Consider the following 20,025-nt stretch of genomic DNA (forward strand, 5'->3'; position numbering starts at 1 on the left):
GAGTTGTAGTTTCTGTTGGGGAGTCAGTATTGTTTTCATGGTGCGAAGCATGATCCTGATTCTAAAGAAAGTCAAGCATCTTCAATGTTCACGGGTATATTGTCTCTCTTAATCAAAGGCGGTGACGTCGTTTGACGAACAATCAAGTGAGTTTCTAGCTCTCTTCGCTCGGGGTATTCACTGTGCTCTAGCGCGGCGATCAAGTAATCCGCTGCGTCCTCTCCCATTTGAATGGATGGTACTTGTATCGTCGTTAATGCGGGTTGAAAGTGACTAGACAGGGCCAAATCATCAAAGCCAGTGACAGATATATCGTCTGGGATGAGAATACCTTGCGCTTGACACTCTAGTATCACGCCTAACGCTAACACATCATTTCCGCAGATGATCGCTGTGGGCCGCTCAACCGCATTCAATAATTGCTTGACCGCTTGCCGACTTTGACCGATATCGTAACTGCACTCCAATATATGCGTTGGCATTACTTCCACGCCGCGCTGATTCAGGGCGGTCAGTGTGCCATTTAGACGATCAGCAGAGCGATCATTTTTACTCGTGATACCAGCGATAATCGCAATATTCTTATGACCAATATCCACCAAATAGTTGGCCATCTTTGCCGCTGCAATGCTATTATCGAAGCCAATACAAGGATGTTCTATTGTTGGTTTAAACGCCCAAGTATATAAGTAAGGAAATTTTTTCTTTTTTAAAATTTTAAATAACGCTTCGTGGTGTTTAGAGCCGACTAGCAGCAAGCCTTCAATGCCACGTGAGATAAGTCGCTCCGCTTGAATCAACTCTTCATCAAGTGAATAGTTCGAACTGGCTATGAACAGCGTATAACCCCTCTCCTGTAACTTTCGCTGAAATGCTTCGATCCCCTCAGCAAAAATAGCATTACTCAATGTCGGTACAATCACGCCGATAGTACGTGTGCGTCGACTCGCTAAAGCTTGAGCAGCACCATGGGGAATATATCCCAATTCATCAATAGCCGCCTGAATTACTTCACTTCGCTTCTGGCTCACATTTTTGACATTTGATAAATACCGTGAAACGGTCGCGGTAGATACACCTGCCAAAGTTGCAACATCGTCGATGGTCGGTCGAGGATTTGACTTATTCTGCAAGCGCTTACGTTTTTCTCTATTCTGTTTGACCATAATCTAATTGCCCGCTCAATATCCAGACTGGACCTCATATTAACAGTAAGTCGAAATCTATTCTTTTAAAAAATAATATATTTCCTTGACAGGTTTATAATCGGCTTCTACTTTTTTAATGTAAGCGCTTGCATTTGTGTGCGATTTTACAAACTGGTGCATACCATGGAGAGATATTAACAAGCGATACAACCAATTTGCGCCATCATTCTTAGAGGTAAAAATATCCAACTGTGAGGAAGCATACATGCCGATTTTAAGCAAAATCACTATCAGCAATACGCTACCAATGCTGTTTTTTGCACTCTACTTGTTCAATGTCATCTCCGCCAAGATCCAAATTTCTCTAGGGGAGACTTCAATCATCCGTATTGGTGATGTTGGAGAATTTTTGTTGCTGTTTTTCGCATCACTCACGTTTGTTATTGACATCCTATCAGCAGAAAAAAAACGCTAATGGAAATGCAAACTCTCAACGCTAACTCAGAAAGGAATTAGATTTATGTCTGCTAAACACAACGATAACACTTTAGAGCAGGAAGGCCGTCGCCGCTTTCTTGAGATCGTATCTAAAGCAGGCTTCACTGCTGCCGTCGTCGCGGGTGCATCGGGTACCCTATTCTCTGCTACCGCCTCTGCTGAAGCGGTAAATGAAGAAAAAGAGCGTCAAATACGCGCCAAGTACACCATGACAATTGCAACGGCATATATCATTGGGGCATCGCGTAGTTACCCTATTTTGCAGCTGGATTTTAAGGAAAATATCCAGAATATGACCAACGGTGCCGTCTACGTTAAGCTCGCACCGGGTGGGCAGCTGGGTACTGGTGGTGCACTGGCACAAAAAGTTCAATCAGGTACGATTCAAGCGGCGCAGCACTCTCTTTCAAACTTTGCCCCTTTTGCGCCGGCGGTCGACCTTATTAATGTGCCTTACTGGTGTGGTGAAAACCAAAAATTTATCAATTTGGTGAATTCAGATGCATGGCGAAGTGAAATAAACCCGAAAGTAGAAGCTAAAGGCTTTAAACCGCTTTGGTATGTCTGTATCGACCCTCGCGTTGTCGCGTTGCGCAAAGGTATCGATGGCCCGATTAGAACGCCTGAGCAAATGGAAGGCATAAAGTTCCGAGTCCCTGGTTCGAAAATTTTACAACAATTCTATCGTCTGCTCGGCGCAAACCCAACACCGGTTGCATGGGGCGAAACGCCCTCGGCAATCAAACAAGGTGTTGCCGATGCGTTAGACCCCTCAGTTGAAGCATTGAATGTGTTTGGGTTTAAAGATGTCCTTTCATGGGTGACTTTCAATCGCTCGGTGCCCGATGCACAGGTCTTCTCTTGTAATCTGGAATGGTTCAATAATTTGCCAAGAGAAGTTCAGCAAGGTATTGATTTTGCTAGTGAAATCACCTCACAGCAAAACCTCGCTAAAGTGCCTGCTGCTCGCGCGTACGCTATGTCTCAGCTTAGTGATGCTGGGGTTCAATTCTATGCACCTAACGCTGAGGAAATGGCGCAATGGGTTGAAAAAGCAGGTCATCAACGTCCAGAGTGGGATGCGATTAAAGTCGAACTTGCTGGTTCGAAAGCCGTATTCGATAAACTTCTAGAAGGCGCAAACACGCCAAGTAAATATTACGTTCACGACGTTTAATCCGTGATTCACTCCCATGCTAACATCTTTTCGAATGTTGCTTGAGCATGTCATACGCTATTGCTGTAGCAGCCTCCAATTTGTGGTGGGAGGTTGCCCCTTAATAGCCAAGAAATACACCTTGTCCTTCTCTGTAGAGATGCTTAACCCTTGGATGTTTCGATGAAATTATTAAGACAGATCGATGAAAACGGTGAGAGATGGTTACTCTTAGTCTTCTATTCCACCATCGTCATAACGATTGCCATGGAGGTCATTCGTCGCTTCGTATTCAGTTATTCTTCTATTTGGGGGGAAGAGATCGCACGTTACGCCTTTATCTATCTAGCTTGGATTGGTGCGTCAGCCGCCGTGAGAGAGCGAGCCCATATTCGCATTGATGTTCTACTGCACTACCTACCACAAAAAGGTAAGGCATTAGTGTATATCTTCGGTGATCTCGTCACGCTATTTTTGGCGCTATTTGCCTTCTACTGGTCTATACATCCCATTTTGGTGTCACTCAAATTCGGTTCTGTCACCCATGGATTGGGGATTAGCCAAGCATGGTTCTTTGCTGCCGTACCGCTTGGTACCGCCATGATGATCTTCCGTCTCTTCCAATCTTTTAAAAGAGATGTTCGAAGTCTATTGCAGGGATCGCCTGTATTTGAAGGCAATCGGCTGTTTGATTAGGAGATCCCATGCTGAACTATTATCAACAATCTGTTGCTATCGATCTGGGCTGGGAGTTTTACGGGCCAGTAATTGCCATACTGATCCTCATCGCGCTGGCTGTACCCGTGTGGGTCTCATTGGGTATTGGCACAATCGCCCTACTCTACGTTACTGAAGTTTTACCGTTGTCACTCTTTGGTGAAGCACTCTTCGATGGCATCGATGCATTTGCCTTGATTGCAGTACCGCTCTTCATCCTTACAGGTGATGTATTAGTAAGGACGGGGCTTTCAAATAAACTGTTGGACGTTGCCAAAGTGACTGTTGGCGGGTTTCGAAGTGGTTTTGGCAGTGCTACCGTTCTCGGTTGTGGTTTCTTTGCCTGTATATCAGGATCCGATGCCGCTGGTGCAGCAGCCGTTGGCCGTATGACCATAGATCGCTTGGTTAAGCAAGGCTACCCAAAACCATATGCTTGCGCGTTAGTCGCTGCAGGCTCGTGTACGGGCATTCTAATTCCGCCTTCCATTGCTTACATCATTATTGGTTTGGTGCTAGGTATTTCTGCGTCAACGCTATTTTTGGCAGCAGCAGTACCAGGGGTCATGGTGATGTGCTCTATTATGGTCACCAATATTATTATGAACCGCATATATGGTTATGAAAATGCTGGCGAAGGCTTTTCGTTAAAGCGTTGGTTCTCTGTGATTGTTGATGCGCGTTACGCGTTAATGGTGCCATTCATTATTTTGGGGGGTATTTACACCGGTATTTTTACCCCAACAGAAGCAGCAGCCGTTGCTGTTGTTATCACCATTATAATTGGGCTATTTCAAGACACATTGACATTAGCCGATTTTCCAAAAATGTTAGAAAGCTCTGCAAAAGTTAACGGCGTTATTTTACCCATTATTGCGCTCTCATTACCTTTGGCCCAAACCTTAGCCGCGTTGCAAGTACCGCAGTTTTTTGTAGAGACAATGACATCGTTTACCGATAGTCGAGAGGTATTAATCCTCATCATGATTGGTATTTTAATATTGGCGGGGTGCTTTATGGAAACGACGCCTAACATATTGATTTTATCTCCTATTCTTCTGCCTCTAGCAAGGGAAATCGGTATGGAAGATGTTCAATTTTGCATCATGATGGTCACAGCACTGGGTGTTGGCTTTATTACACCACCCTTAGGTTTAAACCTGTTTGTTGTTTCAGGTTTAACAGGCACATCCGTATTAAAAATAGCGGCGAGATCTGGGCCTTACGTTATTGCAATGCTAACCGTTGTGTTATTGCTAGCATTTATTCCCGAGCTATCGCTTTGGGCAATCTATTGAATTAACTAGCACGTCGAAGACAGTATTTACCCGACTCACACCGTGACGTCGGCGGGTGAACGACGTCTTTCATTTAATGAGGAAAATGAAATATGGCTATCACATATTTGAAAAAAGCAGGGAAAACAGCTGCGACAGGCGAAGATGATGTACAAGCGCTTGTCAGTGGCATGCTTAAAGAGATAGAAGTCGGTGGTGAAGAAACCACGATTGCTTACACACGCAAATTTGATAATTGGCATGGTGACGTTGTGGTATCAAAAGAGGCGATTGAAGCTGCAGCTGATAGAGTTCCTGAACAACTGAAGAAAGATATTCAGTTCGCCTATGAACGGATTCGTGACTTTGCCAAAGCCCAACGCGACAGCCTAATAGAGTTTGAAGTTGAGCTGTCACCGGGGCTATTTGCGGGTCAGAAATTGATTCCGATGCAAGCGGCAGGCTGTTATATCCCCGGTGGGCGCTACTCCCATGTTGCATCTGCGATAATGTCGGTGGCAACGGCTAAAGTCGCTGGCGTTGAGCACATTATCGCTTGCTCACCACCGGGACGCGAAGGCGGCATTCATCCTGCGATCCTCTATACGTTAAATCTTTGCGGTGCTGACACTATTTTGAATCTCGGCGGTGTGCAAGGAATTGCTGCGATGGCGTTTGGGCAATTTACAGGCGCTCCCGCTAATATTTTGGTCGGGCCTGGTAATCAGTTTGTTGCAGAAGCGAAACGTCAGCTTTACGGACGCGTGGGTATCGACATGTTTGCAGGCCCATCTGAAGTGATGGTGATCGCTGACGAAAACGCAGACCCAGAGCTCGTTGCAGTCGATTTGCTAGGGCAAGCCGAACATGGTCACAACTCTCCAGCGTGGCTGATCACGACATCTGAGGCAGTCGCCCACACGGTGATGAACAGAATGCCAGAATTGATCGCTACCCTGCCCGACCTAAACCGAAAGTCTGCTGCCGAGGCGTGGCGTGACTATGGTGAAGTGATTGTCGTAGAGACAAGAGAAGAAGCAGTAAAACTCAGTGACGAGTACGCCTCTGAGCACCTAGAAGTACACGCTGAAGATCTCAACTGGTGGCTAGATAACTTGCGTAACTATGGCTCGCTGTTCTTGGGGGAAGAGACTAATGTCTCGTTTGGCGACAAGACCTCTGGCACCAACCATATCCTGCCTACAAAAGGCGCAGCGAAATACACTGGCGGATTGAGCGTCGGTAAGTTTATTAAAACCGTCACTTACCAGCGGTCAACACAAGAAGGTTGCCGCGATGTCGCGCAAGTTACTGCCCGTATATCTCGCCTTGAAGGCATGGAAGCACACGCGCGAACTGGTGACGCCAGATTAGCAAAATACTTCCCTGACGAAACCTTCGACCTAGAGCCATAGGAGTTGAGATGAACGCGTTATTTGATTTATCTGGGAGAGTCGCCGTTTGCACAGGAGCAGGGTCTGGACTTGGGCAACGTATCGCTTATGCCTTATCGCAAGCAGGCGCAAGGGTAGTGTTAGTTGGCCGAACACTTTATGCTCTCGAAGCAACACAATCGATAATTGAAGACATAAGCGGCAGTTCCGTATGTGTGAGCGCTGATCTTAGCAAACTCGACGACATCGATACGGTTACAGAGCGGATATCAATACCCTTCGGTGCACCCGACATCGTCGTCAACGCAGCAGGAGTCAATTTGCGCCAAGCACCTGACGAGATCACTCCTCAAAGTTGGCAGCAGACGCTAGATATTAATTTGAGTACGCCCTTCTTCCTCTGTCAGGCTTTAGTGCCCGCAATGATAGAGAAAGGCTACGGCAAGATCATCAACATTGCTTCACTACAGTCTTATCGCGCCTTCGATAACTCTATCGCTTATGGCGCGACAAAAGGCGGCATCACGCAATTAACCCGCGCGATGGCACAGGCATGGTCGAAGTTTGGCATCAATGCTAATGCGATTGCACCCGGATTTTTTGAAACGCCACTGACAGAAAAAGTATTCAGCAACGCAGCGCTTGTCGCCCATCATGCTTCGATGACAGCTATCGGACGTAACGGGCAGCTTGAGGATATTGACGGTTTAAGTGTGTTTTTAGCCTCACATGCATCCGACTATGTCACTGGACAGGTGATCGCCCTTGATGGCGGTTATCTCGCCAAATAGTGCATTTTGTCAAACATCTTGCTACGCCAAAGAGCTAGCGACTAAATCTGTCATTAAGCAAATTACGAGGAGAAGGAGTTCCTGTTATGAAAGCGTTAGTTTATACAGAGACTGAGCAGATGAATTACACCGATACTGATGAGCCAACGCTTCGCGACGATGAAGTTTTGGTCAACATTCGCGCATCGGGCATCTGCGGTTCAGATCTGCATGCCTACTTAGGGCATGACGAGCGACGCCCCGCGCCTCTCATCTTAGGACATGAAGCAACGGGCGTGGTCAGTGGCGGTAAACTGGATGGAAAAATGGCGGTGATCAACCCGTTGGTCAGCTGCGGTATTTGTAAAGCCTGTATGAGTGGCCGTGCCAACTTGTGCCCTGACAGAGAGATCATTTCGATGCAGCCACGTCAGGGGGCATTCGCTCAACGTGTTGCCGTACCTGAAAGCAATTTGGTCGCCCTGCCCGATGGGTTATCGGCAACCAAAGCGGCGTTAACTGAGCCCGTCGCAACCGCGTGGCATGCAGTTGTTTCAGCAGAGCAACTGAGCAACCGCCCGCTGAATGAGTGCCGTGCGCTGGTGATGGGTGGCGGCGCGGTTGGTCTAGCCGCTGCCCTTTCTCTGCACGCCCATGGTTGTCGCAACATCTCGCTGGCTGAGACCAATGCCTTACGACGCAAAACGGTGAATCAAACCGAGGTCTGTACCACCTTCGACCCAACCTATGAACACCCACTGAGTTACAACAGTATTGATATCGTCATTGATTGTGTCGGCGCCAAACCCACACGCGAGCTTTCTTCTGCGGTAATTCGCCCCGGTGGGATCATTATTCATGTGGGTTTGCTAGACAACAGCGACGGCTTCAATATCCGAAAGGTCACCCTGCAAGAGGTGCTGGTCAAAGGCAGTTACACGTACACCATGCTCGATTTCCGCGCCACTGTTGCGGCCATGAACAACGGTTTACTTGGTGACTTAGATTGGTTTGAGACACGACCACTCAGTGAGGGAAACCAAGCTTTTCGCGATCTACTGGGCGGCAATGTGTCGGCAGCCAAAGTGATACTACTACCCGAGGCTTGATGCCTCTCAACTAAACAACGCACTGAGTTGAGCAACCCGCTTAATACTCAAGGTGATTATCAAAAGTTCAATCAAAAGGAGATGATTATGAGTGCACCTGATTTTCTCGTCCATGACTCAATCGATACGGTTGGTGTCATCGTGGTCGAGGGCATAGAAGCAGGCCAAACACTGACAGGGTGGGTAATGGATACCGATGAAACCATTACCGTCTTATCACTCGACCCTATTCCGCTGGGTCACAAAGTCGCGTTAAGTGATATTAGCGATGGCGACACAATCATGAAATACAGCAACGATATTGGTAAAGCCGTTGCGGATATCAAAAAAGGCGGACATGTACATGTCCAAAATGTTAAGACGAAAAGGTGGTAAGTTATGAGCAAGACAACTTTTATGGGGTATCGCCGTGAAAATGACCGCGTAGGTGTTCGCAACCATGTCATCATTCTTCCCCTTGATGATCTCTCGAACGCGGCTTGTGAAGCGGTAGCGAATAACATCAAAGGGACGTTGGCAATGCCACACCCTTATGGTCGCTTACAATTTGGTGAAGATTTAGAGCTTCACTTTCGTACCTTGATCGGCACGGGTTGTAACCCAAACGTTGCTGCTGTGGTAGTTATTGGTATCGAACCTGAGTGGACCGGACGTGTTGTCGAGGGGATACGTGAATCAGGCAAGCCAGTCATGGGCTTTGCTATTGAGCAAAATGGTGATATTAACACCATCGCGGCAGCCTCGCGCGTGGCAAAAGAGTATGTACAGGCAGCAAGTGAGATTACACGTGAAGAGTGCGATATCAGTGAGCTTTGGATCTCAATGAAGTGTGGTGAATCAGATACCACGTCAGGCTTGGCAGCGAACCCAACCTGCGGTGATCTGTGTGACAAACTGACGGCGCAAGGCGCAACCTTATGCTTTGGCGAAACTTCTGAATTGACAGGTGCAGAGCAGATTTGCGCTACCCGCGCCGCAGACGAGGCGACAGGACAAAAGTTCCTTGATACTTGGCAAGCCTATATGGACGAGGTTATCGAACCACATAAGACATCGGATCTTTCTGATAGCCAACCGACCAAAGGAAATATCCTAGGTGGACTCACCACCATCGAAGAAAAAGCCTTTGGTAACTATCAGAAAATCGGTAAGACTAGTCAATTTGTTGATGTATTGAAACCCGCTGAGTGTCCAGAAAAAGGCCCAGGTTTGTATTTCATGGATACTTCATCTGCTGCGGCAGAATGTGTCACCTTGCAAGCAGCAGCTGGATTTGCGGTGCACTTGTTCCCAACGGGGCAGGGCAATGTCATCGGTAACCCGATCGTGCCAGTGATAAAGATCACAGCCAACCCACGTACAGTGCGTACCATGGGCGAGCACGTAGACGTTGATGTATCTGGTATTTTGCGCCGAGAGTTGAATATGGATCAAGCAGGCGACGCACTGATTGACATGACATTACGTACCGCAAACGGTCGCTATACCGCAGCAGAAGCTTTGGGACACCGCGAGTTCGTGTTTACCAAGCTCTATCGCAGTGCATAAGTGTTACCTGAACACTAAGAAATATTGCGTGTCTCTGACAAATAAGGCGAGACACGCTACTTTAGTGTATCCACTGCAGTAAGACTATTCCGAACAAAACCTAGCAAAAAGACTGCTAAAAACGCACGGGGTTTCTCTCATTGAGCGGTCGAAGCTACTGTGCAGCGATAAAATGCGATTTAGGGCGACGTAGCTCTTCTTGCAATTCAGATAATGCCTCATTCCTTATTTCTGGGGCCGGATGACAAGCTTTTCGCAGCGCATCGTCTAACCAATATGTGATATCATCGCGCCACGGAGTCATCGGTTGATACCTTTCGATAGCACTTTCTGGTGCATATTATGCAGCTGCCCCGATAACGTCAGTTCCAGAGAATATTGTTCAGACTTTCAAGTTGAAGAGCAAAGTTTATAGCCTTCAGCTCTAACAGCACATTCTTAAGCAATATCGTCAAGAACACCCACGGATTTGAATCGTGATAGGTATATCAAGAGACTTGTAATCATAGCTTTGTTCAGAAGCTATTTAGGCATCCGGAAGATAACTTGTCCGTACCAAGGAAGATGAACAAGGCATATTCGCCCCAGGTCGAGTGCTAAATTTTTGTTAATGCACCTCGCTTTTCTATGTTTCATCGAAGAACAACCCCCATTGTCCCCAAAAAAATACTTTATGGTGGGGCTAAATACCCTGTGTTAAGTATAAAAAAAGGAAACTAATAGCGGACTCTTCGGTCAGATCTTTTGTTCAAAAGAGACTCATCACAAGAATATAAAACTCAAAGTGCTTGCTGATTAGAGATGGGCGATATGATCAAAAAGATTCATTATTGAAACTATTATTGATCCGTTAAAGAACATATCTCCGATAGAGCATTCAAGACACAGCAGCTTACATAGCTATATGTGGGTAAGGGCGCGAATATACTTTGTTAATGTGATGTAAAAAGAACTTTTTCCCTGTAATCTTTATTCCATGCGGCTTGGTTCATCTTTCTTGGTACAGACAAGTTACCCTCTGATTTTCTAAATAGGTTCTGCACAAAATGACGACAACAAGCCATATTCAACGCTGAATCCCCAGCGTAAATTCGCTGCTCGTCTTCTTTGAAAATTACGTCCAACGCCCAGTGCTGCTGATTCCCAATATGCCAATGCTTTCTTGTTGCCTTTGAGGCTAACTCTAAAGATAAATGGTCTGTGCAAATATAGTACGAAGTTTCATAACTTCCTTTCCCTTTGACACTCCTATCTCTTACCACTGCAACAATGCTTTTTACGAGACACCACTTCTGTCTGAGTGCTTCGCTGAAGGCTGCAGGAAGCACGTAAATCTCACGAACCTCTTTTCTACCATGCCCTTTCTCTTCCGTGATGTATGATTCTTGTTTATCTTCAGGCAAAGCCCAATAGTCTTGGAATTGCACATCAATTTCTGCTAATAAACTTGGTTGATTCAGTTTAACTTGTACTAGGATATCTCCACCTTTATCAACTACTTTATTCAGTGTTTCAACCTGACAATGCAGGGCATCAGCAGTTAATAAACATCCTTTGATATCTAAAGCGTCTAGCATGTTTCTTATTGCTCGCAGCTCCATACCTTTGCCGTCACAAGGTTGGTGTGTGAGAGTCAAACCCTCGTCTACATCAAATGCCGAAACCATATAGAGGGGGTGCTGTTGTTTGCTTGCTTTTGCCCCTTTTAGAACCTTCCCATCAACACTGATTATAGGCTGAGCATGCTTCTCTCTGTGCAAATTGACCCAGCCCACCATAGCTTCCAATAGCGTCTCTGGCACAACGGATCTCATGATCGCAGCTATATTATGTCGAGTGGGAAGACCATTTTCGTAGGGGAAATACTCACGTAACCACTCGATATTTCCTTCACCGAAATCCTTAATCTCTGTCCATTTATTTTGACCACACATCATGGCTGTTATGACCACGAAAGCGACTTCCATAACAGGATAAACTTGATTGATGTGCGAACGGGTATCTTTCACTTTTTTTAGTTGCTCAATGATAATCATGTGCGAATTTCTCATGTTTTTTTACTTCATGATCAGATCGTGATTATCTAAAAAAGTTCTCTGTAAAATAAATCCATTATTTTCAATGGTTAAAGTTCGATCCCGCCCTTATATGTGGGTGGACTAATTGCTTATTGCCTAACACTAGAAAAGCCATCACTTAACATCACAAGCGCAGAAAAACAGAGTTGATGGTGATGGCTTAAATCGATCTCAGGTTAAGTATTAATTCTGGTTGATCTTCTCCGCAACGAATTTAACGATTTCATCGTACATCTCAGCAGGCAAGCGGCTTAACTCTATCTTTAAGCCACGATTATCGTTACTGCGAGATACCTTAGCGTATTGGTTTTTATCTGCAAACGTTGCTATCGGCTCGGTTTTCCAAAACGTTTTGGTTACTTTTTTCGCAAGCTTAGCTTCAATAACCGCTAGCACGTGCTTTTGTTTGTCTTCCACACTTTCAGCGTTGTCAAAATCAAACGTCAGTGAACTGAGAAAGCATGAAATAGACGTTTTTTCTTTTTCTATTTGCTTTTCAGCTTTAGCAAGTTTGGCATAATAGCCATTGGGGATACCTTCACAATCTGGGAAGATTTCAATCATACGCTGGTCAATGGCTGCCGCAGCAAAGCGTTTTCGACACGTTTCTCGACCAATATTGAGGTGGCCTGCCAGTTCATCAATCTTAGTAAGACCATGCTCTTGCATAATACTTACGTATTCGGCACCCAGCTCACGATAAGATAAACGTTTAACCGACTGAGTCGTACCAATGAAAGCAATAAGGTCAGCTTGCTCGATCTCTCCTTCAATTACCCATAAAGGTAGATCTTTTTGCGCATAAATACAGCTAAAGCGGCGACGTGAACTATCAAGTAGTTGATAAATGCCCTGCTCATTTTTAGTGGCGACCCCTTCGCTATGTACACCTTCTTCTTCAATACTCGGCAAAATATCACGTACGGAGTCTAAGCAGAGCGATTCTTGACGACGTGGGTTGAGCGGATGAATCACCGTTTTACTTTCAAGTTGATCGGCTTTAACGATCACGCGCTCGGCCATCGCAGTTTTGCCACTGGCGAAGGTGAAGACTTTCTTCGGGCTTTCAGTCTTTGTACGTTTTCCCAGCTGATTGCCTTGGTTAAAACCTGTGCGCTTATCTTGTGGTCGTAACATATTATAGCCCCTTCGCTGCTAGTTGTTTAATTTCAGTGATGAATTGGTGGTATACGGCATTAACGGACGTCATCGCTAAATCAAATTGCTTACCACTACAGACCTGTTCAGATTTGCGGATATCGAGCACGGTTCGGTTACTCTCTGCTGCCGCAACAAACGCTTCAGAGTGACGAATTGCGGTGGACAATAAGTGCCCCTGTGCTGCGCGTAGAAGTTTGTCGAAGACTTTCACCTCATGAGCACTCTTCTCGTCAAAGTTCACCGGAAGAAGTTTAGCCCACTTTAGGTTTTCGCCTTGCGATGGTAGCGCTCTAAAGGTACCTGGCATTGTAGCCATATAGTTACTGGTCGAGGCAAAATCGAACTCACGTGGTGTGACTGGAATGAGTGCCGCATCAGCAGCTTCATTCACTGCCCACAAAATTGGCGAGTTCTGAGGTGGAGTATCAATGAATATTAGATCATATTCTTCTTTCAGTACCGGTAAGATTTTATCGCGTAGAACGCTCACTAATTGTTGTTGTCCGGTTTCATCTTGACCCCAATAGCTATCAACAAAACGTTCGTCGGACGGGAAGGCCGGAATCACATCCAGATTCGGCAGATGCGTTTTGAATGGAATTGCTTTAACCAGTTCGTCATATCCAAAATCGTTCAGGTATTGAGAGAAGTCTCCTTCAGGTTCTAAGTCGGCTAGTGCAATATCGACAGCTGTCATGTACACCGATTCATTATCGGCTTGGTGAATGAGGTTTTGCCCCGTTGAGCCTTGTGGGTCTAAATCGATGACTAAGCAACGTGCGTTTAGGTTAAGGTCTAAGGCTGCAGCGGTTGCTAGGGTCACTGTTGTTGTCGATTTCCCGGTTCCCCCTTTGTGGTTTTCGACCACTACCGTTGTCGGTTCAAAACGTTGTTTGTACTTTGGAAAGTCCATGAAACTCATCATGTTCGCCACATCAAAGCGATTATAAAGATGGGTACGACCTTGAATGATAGGAGCACCTATCACTCCTTGCTCTGTCGCTTCATCGATTCGAGTATTAAACGTTACACGCGATAGACCAAACAATTCTTGAAGTTCTTTTTTCTTCAATGAATGATTGTAGATCAAACGGTCAACACGGCCTTCTACTTCAGTGTCGGTCACTTTGATTTGCATGCGTTCTTTAATAATAGCTTTGAGATCAGCCTGTTCTTGTCGCATGCGTTCACATACGAGTTCCAATGAGTCGATGATAGTGTTCATGAGATGTCCTTAGTGCCTTAATCGCTTTTCTGTACTATAAGACAATTTTAGGAGTAACTAAACCTTAAAAGTGTTAATTGGCGTTTAATTAGTTTAAATGTCAGGGTTGTTATTAAGTCAAATATGAATCGTATGTGCCGTTAAATCGCTCACTCAGGTACTCCCTAAAAGTCAACTGGGCGAGGTGGTTCGCTATAGACTCAATCAATGATCGAAGCTAGGAGTAGTTTGTATAGATACGATGGACGCAACACATTAAATTTGACGAGCTGTAAATATTGCATATCGTTAAATGTGAATCTGGTTTATTTTAGAACCATATTTTTGGGGAGGGGTATGTCGATTTTTCATCGCTCATTGGCTTTCATTATGCTTGCGATAGTGATAGTGATAGTGAAGTGTTTGCCTTCCATATTATGGCCTAACAATGTGCATGAAGAGCTTACAGTTTCATACATTAATTCTGTCTACATATTTGATAGCAATGTGAAAGATATTGAACATTTGACAGCAACCATAGAATCTCCGGTTTATATCATTAATCCTAATGATTCAGTTATGACTCAACTTGTTACAATTGCTGAAAATCATCCGAGTGCGAATGTATGGAACATTGTTGCTCATGGACGACCTGGTGAACTCCAATTAGGGAAAGAATTGTGGAATGCACATTGGTTAGAAAGCTCAGACCTAACTTACCTAAAAGGCATTCTTCCAAGCCAAAGTCTATGGCATTTATACGCCTGTGATTTAGCTCAAGGAGAGCAGGGTAAAACGTTTGTTAATGAGTTGGCTGATACGCTCGATATCTCTCTAGCGGCTTCAATTAACAAAACTGGTGTGATCTATGGCTCAGATACAAGGTTAGAGTTTCATTCCTCAAATACTATAGATAACAAGGCATACGTTAAAAGTGCCATCAACTTTACAGGCTATCAATATACTCTTTCACTATCTGATTTACAGAACTATGCGCAGGGTTCAAGCACTACGCCTCCAAGTGACACGACTTATACGTCGGCAAGCATAATCAATGTTCGTACTGAAAATTTTAGTGATTATAACCAAGAGTTAATAAATCAAAGTAGCACTCTAGATTTTACTACTACACTAGATGTTCAAGCGCTAGTTGATGCCATCAATGCCCTGGACGATTATTCCGATGGCACTACAACCACTGCGCCAAGTATCACCACCTATCACACCGCAGGCTTTGATGAACTTAAAGATGTGAATCTTGCGGTAATGAACGCCGCGCTGGTCAACAACACCTTAACCACCCTTGCTGATATTCAAACGGCGCTGTCCGCCTTAGAGACATTAGTAAGCTATGCCCTCGACGATACTAGCACAACGCCAACTGTGGGTGATTACACCAATGCAGGTGTCACCTCGGTTGACAGTAATATCCTTGACTACCTCAATAGTCACATGAATAAAGAACAGCGTGTGGGTTTCACCCATTACTTCAAAGCCTCTAATGTGCATGCCAATGACTACTATGGTTCGTCTGTAGCGATATCTGACGATGGCATGACGGTGGCGCCATTTACCTCTACCGCTGCGAAGGCGGCACCTGGCAAGAGGTAAATATATTACAAACCAATCAAACCACTTACCATGCTCATGATATGGGCATGAGCAGTGACGGACGTCGGTTGGTGATGACCGCAGGTACAATGAGCTATGTGTTTGATGCTGCGATAGTCGATGGTCAACCGGATTGGAGCGGCACATGGACGATGACGTCAATCAATACAGGCGTGACTAGTTCGTTGAGCTTTGCAGATATAAGTGCCGACGGTAATGTGTTGGTTATTGGTGATTATGCTTACAGTACAAATTCGGGACGTGTCCGTATTTACCAATTTATTGATGGTAGCTGGGTTTATCGTAATCAGTTTATAGGTAGTAGCGGTAGTTATTGGGGTTTTTCTAATGCCGTGTCCAGCAATGGTGATGTGATTGCAGTGGGGGCATTCAAACAGAGAAATACTGGTTATGTGTCTGTGTATCGTTATAACGGCAGTAATTGGGGGTTTGAGCAAAGCTTTCGTAATACAAATTATGCCACCGATGATTTTTTTGGGACCGGGGATCGCATTACTGTAGGCGCGAGGCTAGAAGATGGTGCGACCAACAGTCTTTCAGGTCAAGGTGCTGTTTTTGTGTTTGATTACGATGGCAGCAGTTGGAGTGAAACTCAGGTGCTGCGTGCCAGTGATGCAGAAGAAAGTGACGGCTTTGGTTATCAAACGTAACTGAGTGCCGATGGGTTGAAACTGGTGGTGTCTACACTGAATGCCGAGGCTGTGTACAGTTATTACCTGGCGAATGCCGACGCCACTCAGTGGCAAGCCAGTGAAACAATTTTTAGCTCGCCATCAAGTAGAACCGATGAATTTGGTAGTTATGCACTTGCCTCTAATGGGACCGATATTATCGTCGTGGCTTCCTACGATGATTACAACTACAACGGTATTCTCACCAACAGCGACAGCAACACCGTGTTTGATGCCAATGACACCAGTTCTACTGGCACCGCCTTTGATAACACCGATACCAGCTTGGGCAATTCAGGTGGTGCTTATGTGATAGCCAATGAGCCGTATGCGTTATCGAGTCTAGACAGCCTACAAGCCAGAGTGGATGCCTCGAATGCCATTTTAGCGTGGGCAGCAGGGGGCAGCACCGCACCCAGCGTTCAGCAATATAAGGATGCGGGGATAGAAAATGTCACGGCTTCCAACCTTGCTGACATGAACACACAAATTCAATCTTTAGCGCATACAGACATGGCGAACGTGCAGCCAATGGTGGATGCGATAAACAAAATTCTGGCATACACCACAGATGTCACTAACCCAATCCCAACAGATGCGGATTACACCTTGGCTGGCATTAGTGGGGTAGATACCAATAACGTCGATACCTTGAACGGCTATGTCGGTGGTTAAAGTGTCGCGGTTGCCGATATTCAAGTCTTGGTAACCCAAGTTGATCATTTGTTGGTGCTCCGAGATTACAGTGCCGATGCGACCAATACCGAACCGATTCTGGCTAATTTTACCGGCGCAGGGATCAGTACCTCACGCGCAGTCAATCTTGCGGTGATGAATACCGCGCTGGTCAACAACACCTTAACCACCCTTACTGATATTCAAACGGCGCTGGCAGCCATAAGCACATTAGTGAATTATGCCCTCGACAATACCAGCCTAATGCCAACGGTGGGAGACTACACCAATGCAGGTGTTACCTCCGTTGGTAGTAATATTCTCAACTATTTAAATAGCCACTTAGACAAAGAAAAACGTGATGGTTTAACCCATTATCTTAAAGCCTCTAATGCCCACGAAAATGATTATTTCGGTTATCAAACCGCGATTTCAGACGATGGCTTGATCCTTGCGGTATTGGCTTACCGAGCGCCAAGTACAGCAATTGAAACGGATGATGCTGGTGCGGTGTATATGTATCGCCGTAATGGGGACACATGGATAGAAGTGGCAACTCTGCGATCAGAACAAACCTCTAACCATGCTTGAGACATGGCGATGACCCCTGACGGGGAACGTGTTGTCATGCTTGCCCCTTATGTCGCTTACATTTTTGATGTGCCGACGGTCGATAGTCAGCCAGATTGGGATGGTACTTGGTCACGCACCAACTATAGTCACGGAGAATCTGACTCCAGTCTTTACCTTGCTTTAAGTGCTGACGGAAAAACCCTCGTTACCAGTGATGGTTATTACAATACACAATCTGGTCGTGTGCGTGTCCATCAAGAAGTGGATGGCAACTGGACGTATCGAACACAATTTTCAGGTTCAAGTTACACATATTTTGGTGAGCATTCTATTACAGTCAACGGAGATGGCAGTGTGATTGCCGTGGGGGCGTACTCCGAGAATTTGCAACAAGGCTACGTCGATATTTACCGCCAATCGAGCGAAACGAGTTGGACACGTACCCGTAATAATTTAGCCGCCTCCAATGGAACGAGAGGGGATTATTTTGGTTACACGGTCAGTCTAAACCGAGCGGGTGACCGTTTAGCGGTCGGTGCAAAATATGAAGACGGGGAAAGCATCACTATCAACGATCAAGGTGCTGTGTATATTTTTGATTACGATGGTAGCAGTTGGAATGAAACCCAGATCTTGTGTGCCAGTGATGCGGCAGCGGGCGATGATTTTGGTGAGTGGGTCGTATTAACAGGGTCTGGTGATCAACTCGCCGTATCAACACAAGATGCCGAAGCCGTCTACACCTATGACTTATCGAATGCAGACAGCACCACATGGCAAAGTACCGAAAACAGTTTTGCTTCACCAAGTTCACGTACCGATGAATTTGGTACATGGGGCTTAGCATTTAATGGTAATGACGTCGTGGTAGGCGCATATCACGATGACACGGGGTATCAAGGCATTGTCACTAACTTCGATGCAAACAGCACCTTTGATGAGAATGATGCGAATTCAACAGGTATTTCATTTGATAACACAGACACAAGCATCGCAAATTCAGGCGGTGTTTATGTGATAGCCAATGAGCCGTATGCGTTAACAAGCTTGGACGGTTTGCAAGCCAGAGTGGACGCTTCGAATGCCATCTTAGCGTGGGCGGCAGGGGGCAGCACCGCACCAACTGTGCAGCAATATAAAGATGCGGGGATAGGGAATGTCACGGCTTCTAACCTTGCAGATATGAATTCACAAACTCAATTGCTTGCTCACACCGACATGGCGAACGTACAGCCGATGGTGAATGCGATTAACAAAATCCTCGCTTACACTACGGATGCGACTAACCCAGCGCCGACCGATAACGATTACTTACTGGCGGGGATCAGCAATGTCACGGCAGATAATCTGGCGTTACTCAATGTCGATGTCGGTGATGAAGCCTCAACCTTGCCAGAAATCCAACTTACTGTCGACCAATTAAGTCATCTCGTATTAATCCGTAATTACAGCCAAGACAGTACCAATACTGAGCCAACGTTGGATAACTATACGGGTGCAAATATTGGTGCGCCGCGTGCGGAAAATATCGCGAACTACAACACGGTAATTGGTGATGCCTTATTCGCCACGCGGGTTGAACTTGAGAATGTGGTTACGCCATTAATACACTTGATGATTACGCCGATGGCACCATAACCACAGCTCCAAGCATCGCAACCTATCACAGCGCAGGCTTTGGCGAGCTAAAAGCGATGCATCTACCAATTATTAATGCAGAGGTCAGTAACAACACCTTATCGACGCTTGCCGGGATCAAGTGCCCGTCAACGCTCTAGCGAGCTTAGAAAAGTATGCAATCGATAATGCGAATACCGCACCGAGCCTTAATGACTACAGCAATGCATGAATAACCTCGGTAAGCAGTAACATTGTTGATTACTTCAATAGCCGTCTATATGAAGAAAAATTCGACAGTTTCACTCACTATTTAAAAGCCTCGAATTCCGATGTCGGCGATAAATTTGGTCACGAAACGGAAACCTCGGCAGATGGCTTGACCATTGCGGTATTGGCGAGGTATGCACCCAGTGTGGATGTGGCAACCGATGACGCCGGTGCCGTGTATGTCTACCGACGTACAGGGGATACCTGGAATGAGGTGGCAATACTGCGCAGTAACCAAACGGTGAACCATGCAGTAAGAATGATCATGAGCAGTAATGGTCAGCGCATCGCCATGTCGGGTGTGAATAGCGCATACGTCTTTGAGGTCAACCTCGTTGATGATGTACCGCAATGGGCGCAGCCATGGAGCATGACGGCGGTCAATCATGGCATCACAGATGAGTTAAACACCGTTCTTTTAAGTCCGGACGGTAGCACCCTATTTGCTGCCGGTGCGCTCAATTCCGAAATGAAGATTTTCCAAAAGCAAGCGATGGGATGGGCGTTGCTTCAAGAGCTTGACCACA

20 protein-coding genes and 1 pseudogene are annotated in these 20,025 nt (G+C 45.8%); 16 read left to right on the forward strand and 5 right to left on the reverse strand.

Annotation, left to right across the window (positions count from 1 at the left end):
* Window positions 1-71 precede the first annotated feature (71 nt).
* Window positions 72-1,166, reverse strand: coding sequence for a LacI family DNA-binding transcriptional regulator (locus ACTRWI_RS18945; protein ID WP_499133327.1), 1,095 nt, complete (start codon window positions 1,164-1,166; stop codon window positions 72-74).
* Window positions 1,167-1,413: 247 nt separating this feature from the next.
* Here ACTRWI_RS18945 and ACTRWI_RS18950 point away from each other — a divergent pair, with 247 nt between their 5' ends.
* From ACTRWI_RS18950 to ACTRWI_RS18990, 9 genes are all read left to right on the forward strand, one after another.
* Window positions 1,414-1,623: a hypothetical protein gene (locus ACTRWI_RS18950; protein ID WP_499133328.1), complete on the forward strand. Its 210-nt coding sequence runs from the start codon at window positions 1,414-1,416 to the stop codon at window positions 1,621-1,623.
* A gap of 45 nt (window positions 1,624-1,668) precedes the next feature.
* Window positions 1,669-2,823 (forward strand): TRAP transporter substrate-binding protein, encoded by a 1,155-nt coding sequence (locus ACTRWI_RS18955; RefSeq protein ID WP_499133329.1) that lies wholly within the window; start codon window positions 1,669-1,671, stop codon window positions 2,821-2,823.
* A gap of 162 nt (window positions 2,824-2,985) precedes the next feature.
* A complete protein-coding gene (locus ACTRWI_RS18960; RefSeq protein WP_499133330.1) occupies window positions 2,986-3,498 on the forward strand; it encodes a TRAP transporter small permease in 513 nt (170 codons plus the stop codon).
* 8 nt (window positions 3,499-3,506) lie between these two features.
* A complete protein-coding gene (locus tag ACTRWI_RS18965; RefSeq protein ID WP_499133331.1) occupies window positions 3,507-4,817 on the forward strand; it encodes a TRAP transporter large permease in 1,311 nt (436 codons plus the stop codon).
* A gap of 92 nt (window positions 4,818-4,909) precedes the next feature.
* A complete protein-coding gene (gene hisD, locus ACTRWI_RS18970; RefSeq protein WP_499133332.1) occupies window positions 4,910-6,211 on the forward strand; it encodes a histidinol dehydrogenase in 1,302 nt (433 codons plus the stop codon).
* Between the two features lie 8 nt (window positions 6,212-6,219).
* Complete coding sequence (locus ACTRWI_RS18975; RefSeq protein ID WP_499133333.1) at window positions 6,220-6,981, forward strand: SDR family NAD(P)-dependent oxidoreductase; 762 nt, start codon at window positions 6,220-6,222, stop codon at window positions 6,979-6,981.
* An 86-nt stretch (window positions 6,982-7,067) separates the two neighbouring features.
* Window positions 7,068-8,069, forward strand: a complete 1,002-nt coding sequence (locus ACTRWI_RS18980) for an alcohol dehydrogenase catalytic domain-containing protein (protein ID WP_499133334.1) — start codon at window positions 7,068-7,070, stop codon at window positions 8,067-8,069.
* A gap of 87 nt (window positions 8,070-8,156) precedes the next feature.
* Window positions 8,157-8,444, forward strand: a complete 288-nt coding sequence (locus ACTRWI_RS18985) for a UxaA family hydrolase (RefSeq protein WP_499133335.1) — start codon at window positions 8,157-8,159, stop codon at window positions 8,442-8,444.
* 3 nt (window positions 8,445-8,447) lie between these two features.
* Window positions 8,448-9,617 carry a UxaA family hydrolase gene (locus ACTRWI_RS18990; protein WP_499133336.1) on the forward strand — a complete coding sequence of 390 codons (1,170 nt, stop codon included), beginning with the start codon at window positions 8,448-8,450 and terminating at the stop codon, window positions 9,615-9,617.
* Between the two features lie 154 nt (window positions 9,618-9,771).
* Here ACTRWI_RS18990 and ACTRWI_RS18995 read toward each other — a convergent pair whose 3' ends face one another.
* Entirely contained in the window at window positions 9,772-9,921 is a 150-nt protein-coding gene (locus tag ACTRWI_RS18995; RefSeq protein WP_499133337.1) for a hypothetical protein, read from the reverse strand.
* A gap of 510 nt (window positions 9,922-10,431) precedes the next feature.
* Here ACTRWI_RS18995 and ACTRWI_RS19000 point away from each other — a divergent pair.
* Window positions 10,432-10,524: pseudogene (locus ACTRWI_RS19000) on the forward strand (transposase); the annotation flags it as partial.
* A gap of 25 nt (window positions 10,525-10,549) precedes the next feature.
* Here ACTRWI_RS19000 and ACTRWI_RS19005 read toward each other — a convergent pair.
* The 3 genes from ACTRWI_RS19005 to ACTRWI_RS19015 form a co-directional block, all read right to left on the reverse strand.
* Complete coding sequence (locus tag ACTRWI_RS19005) at window positions 10,550-11,653, reverse strand: ISAs1-like element ISVba1 family transposase (RefSeq protein WP_499133338.1); 1,104 nt, start codon at window positions 11,651-11,653, stop codon at window positions 10,550-10,552.
* A gap of 225 nt (window positions 11,654-11,878) precedes the next feature.
* A complete protein-coding gene (locus ACTRWI_RS19010) occupies window positions 11,879-12,832 on the reverse strand; it encodes a ParB family protein (protein ID WP_499133339.1) in 954 nt (317 codons plus the stop codon).
* A gap of 1 nt (window position 12,833) precedes the next feature.
* On the reverse strand, window positions 12,834-14,081 hold the full coding sequence (locus ACTRWI_RS19015; protein ID WP_499133340.1) for a ParA family protein: 1,248 nt from the start codon (window positions 14,079-14,081) through the stop codon (window positions 12,834-12,836).
* Window positions 14,082-14,450: 369 nt separating this feature from the next.
* On the opposite strand from ACTRWI_RS19015, the gene ACTRWI_RS19020 reads away from it, so the two are divergent.
* The 6 genes from ACTRWI_RS19020 to ACTRWI_RS19045 form a co-directional block, all read left to right on the forward strand.
* On the forward strand, window positions 14,451-15,671 hold the full coding sequence (locus ACTRWI_RS19020) for a DUF4347 domain-containing protein (protein ID WP_499133345.1): 1,221 nt from the start codon (window positions 14,451-14,453) through the stop codon (window positions 15,669-15,671).
* A 47-nt stretch (window positions 15,672-15,718) separates the two neighbouring features.
* The gene (locus tag ACTRWI_RS19025) at window positions 15,719-16,342 is read left to right on the forward strand and encodes a hypothetical protein (protein ID WP_499133341.1); all 624 of its coding nucleotides are present in this window, start codon (window positions 15,719-15,721) and stop codon (window positions 16,340-16,342) included.
* A gap of 27 nt (window positions 16,343-16,369) precedes the next feature.
* Window positions 16,370-17,038 carry a hypothetical protein gene (locus tag ACTRWI_RS19030; RefSeq protein WP_499133342.1) on the forward strand — a complete coding sequence of 223 codons (669 nt, stop codon included), beginning with the start codon at window positions 16,370-16,372 and terminating at the stop codon, window positions 17,036-17,038.
* Window positions 17,039-17,092: 54 nt separating this feature from the next.
* A complete protein-coding gene (locus tag ACTRWI_RS19035; RefSeq protein ID WP_499133346.1) occupies window positions 17,093-17,629 on the forward strand; it encodes a hypothetical protein in 537 nt (178 codons plus the stop codon).
* Window positions 17,630-17,638: 9 nt separating this feature from the next.
* Window positions 17,639-19,249: an FG-GAP repeat protein gene (locus tag ACTRWI_RS19040; RefSeq protein WP_499133343.1), complete on the forward strand. Its 1,611-nt coding sequence runs from the start codon at window positions 17,639-17,641 to the stop codon at window positions 19,247-19,249.
* Between the two features lie 358 nt (window positions 19,250-19,607).
* Window positions 19,608-20,025: hypothetical protein (locus tag ACTRWI_RS19045; protein ID WP_499133344.1), on the forward strand; the 418-nt coding region annotated here is incomplete at its 3' end.

This window comes from Pseudoalteromonas sp. G5_S1_14_S5 (assembly GCF_054968605.1).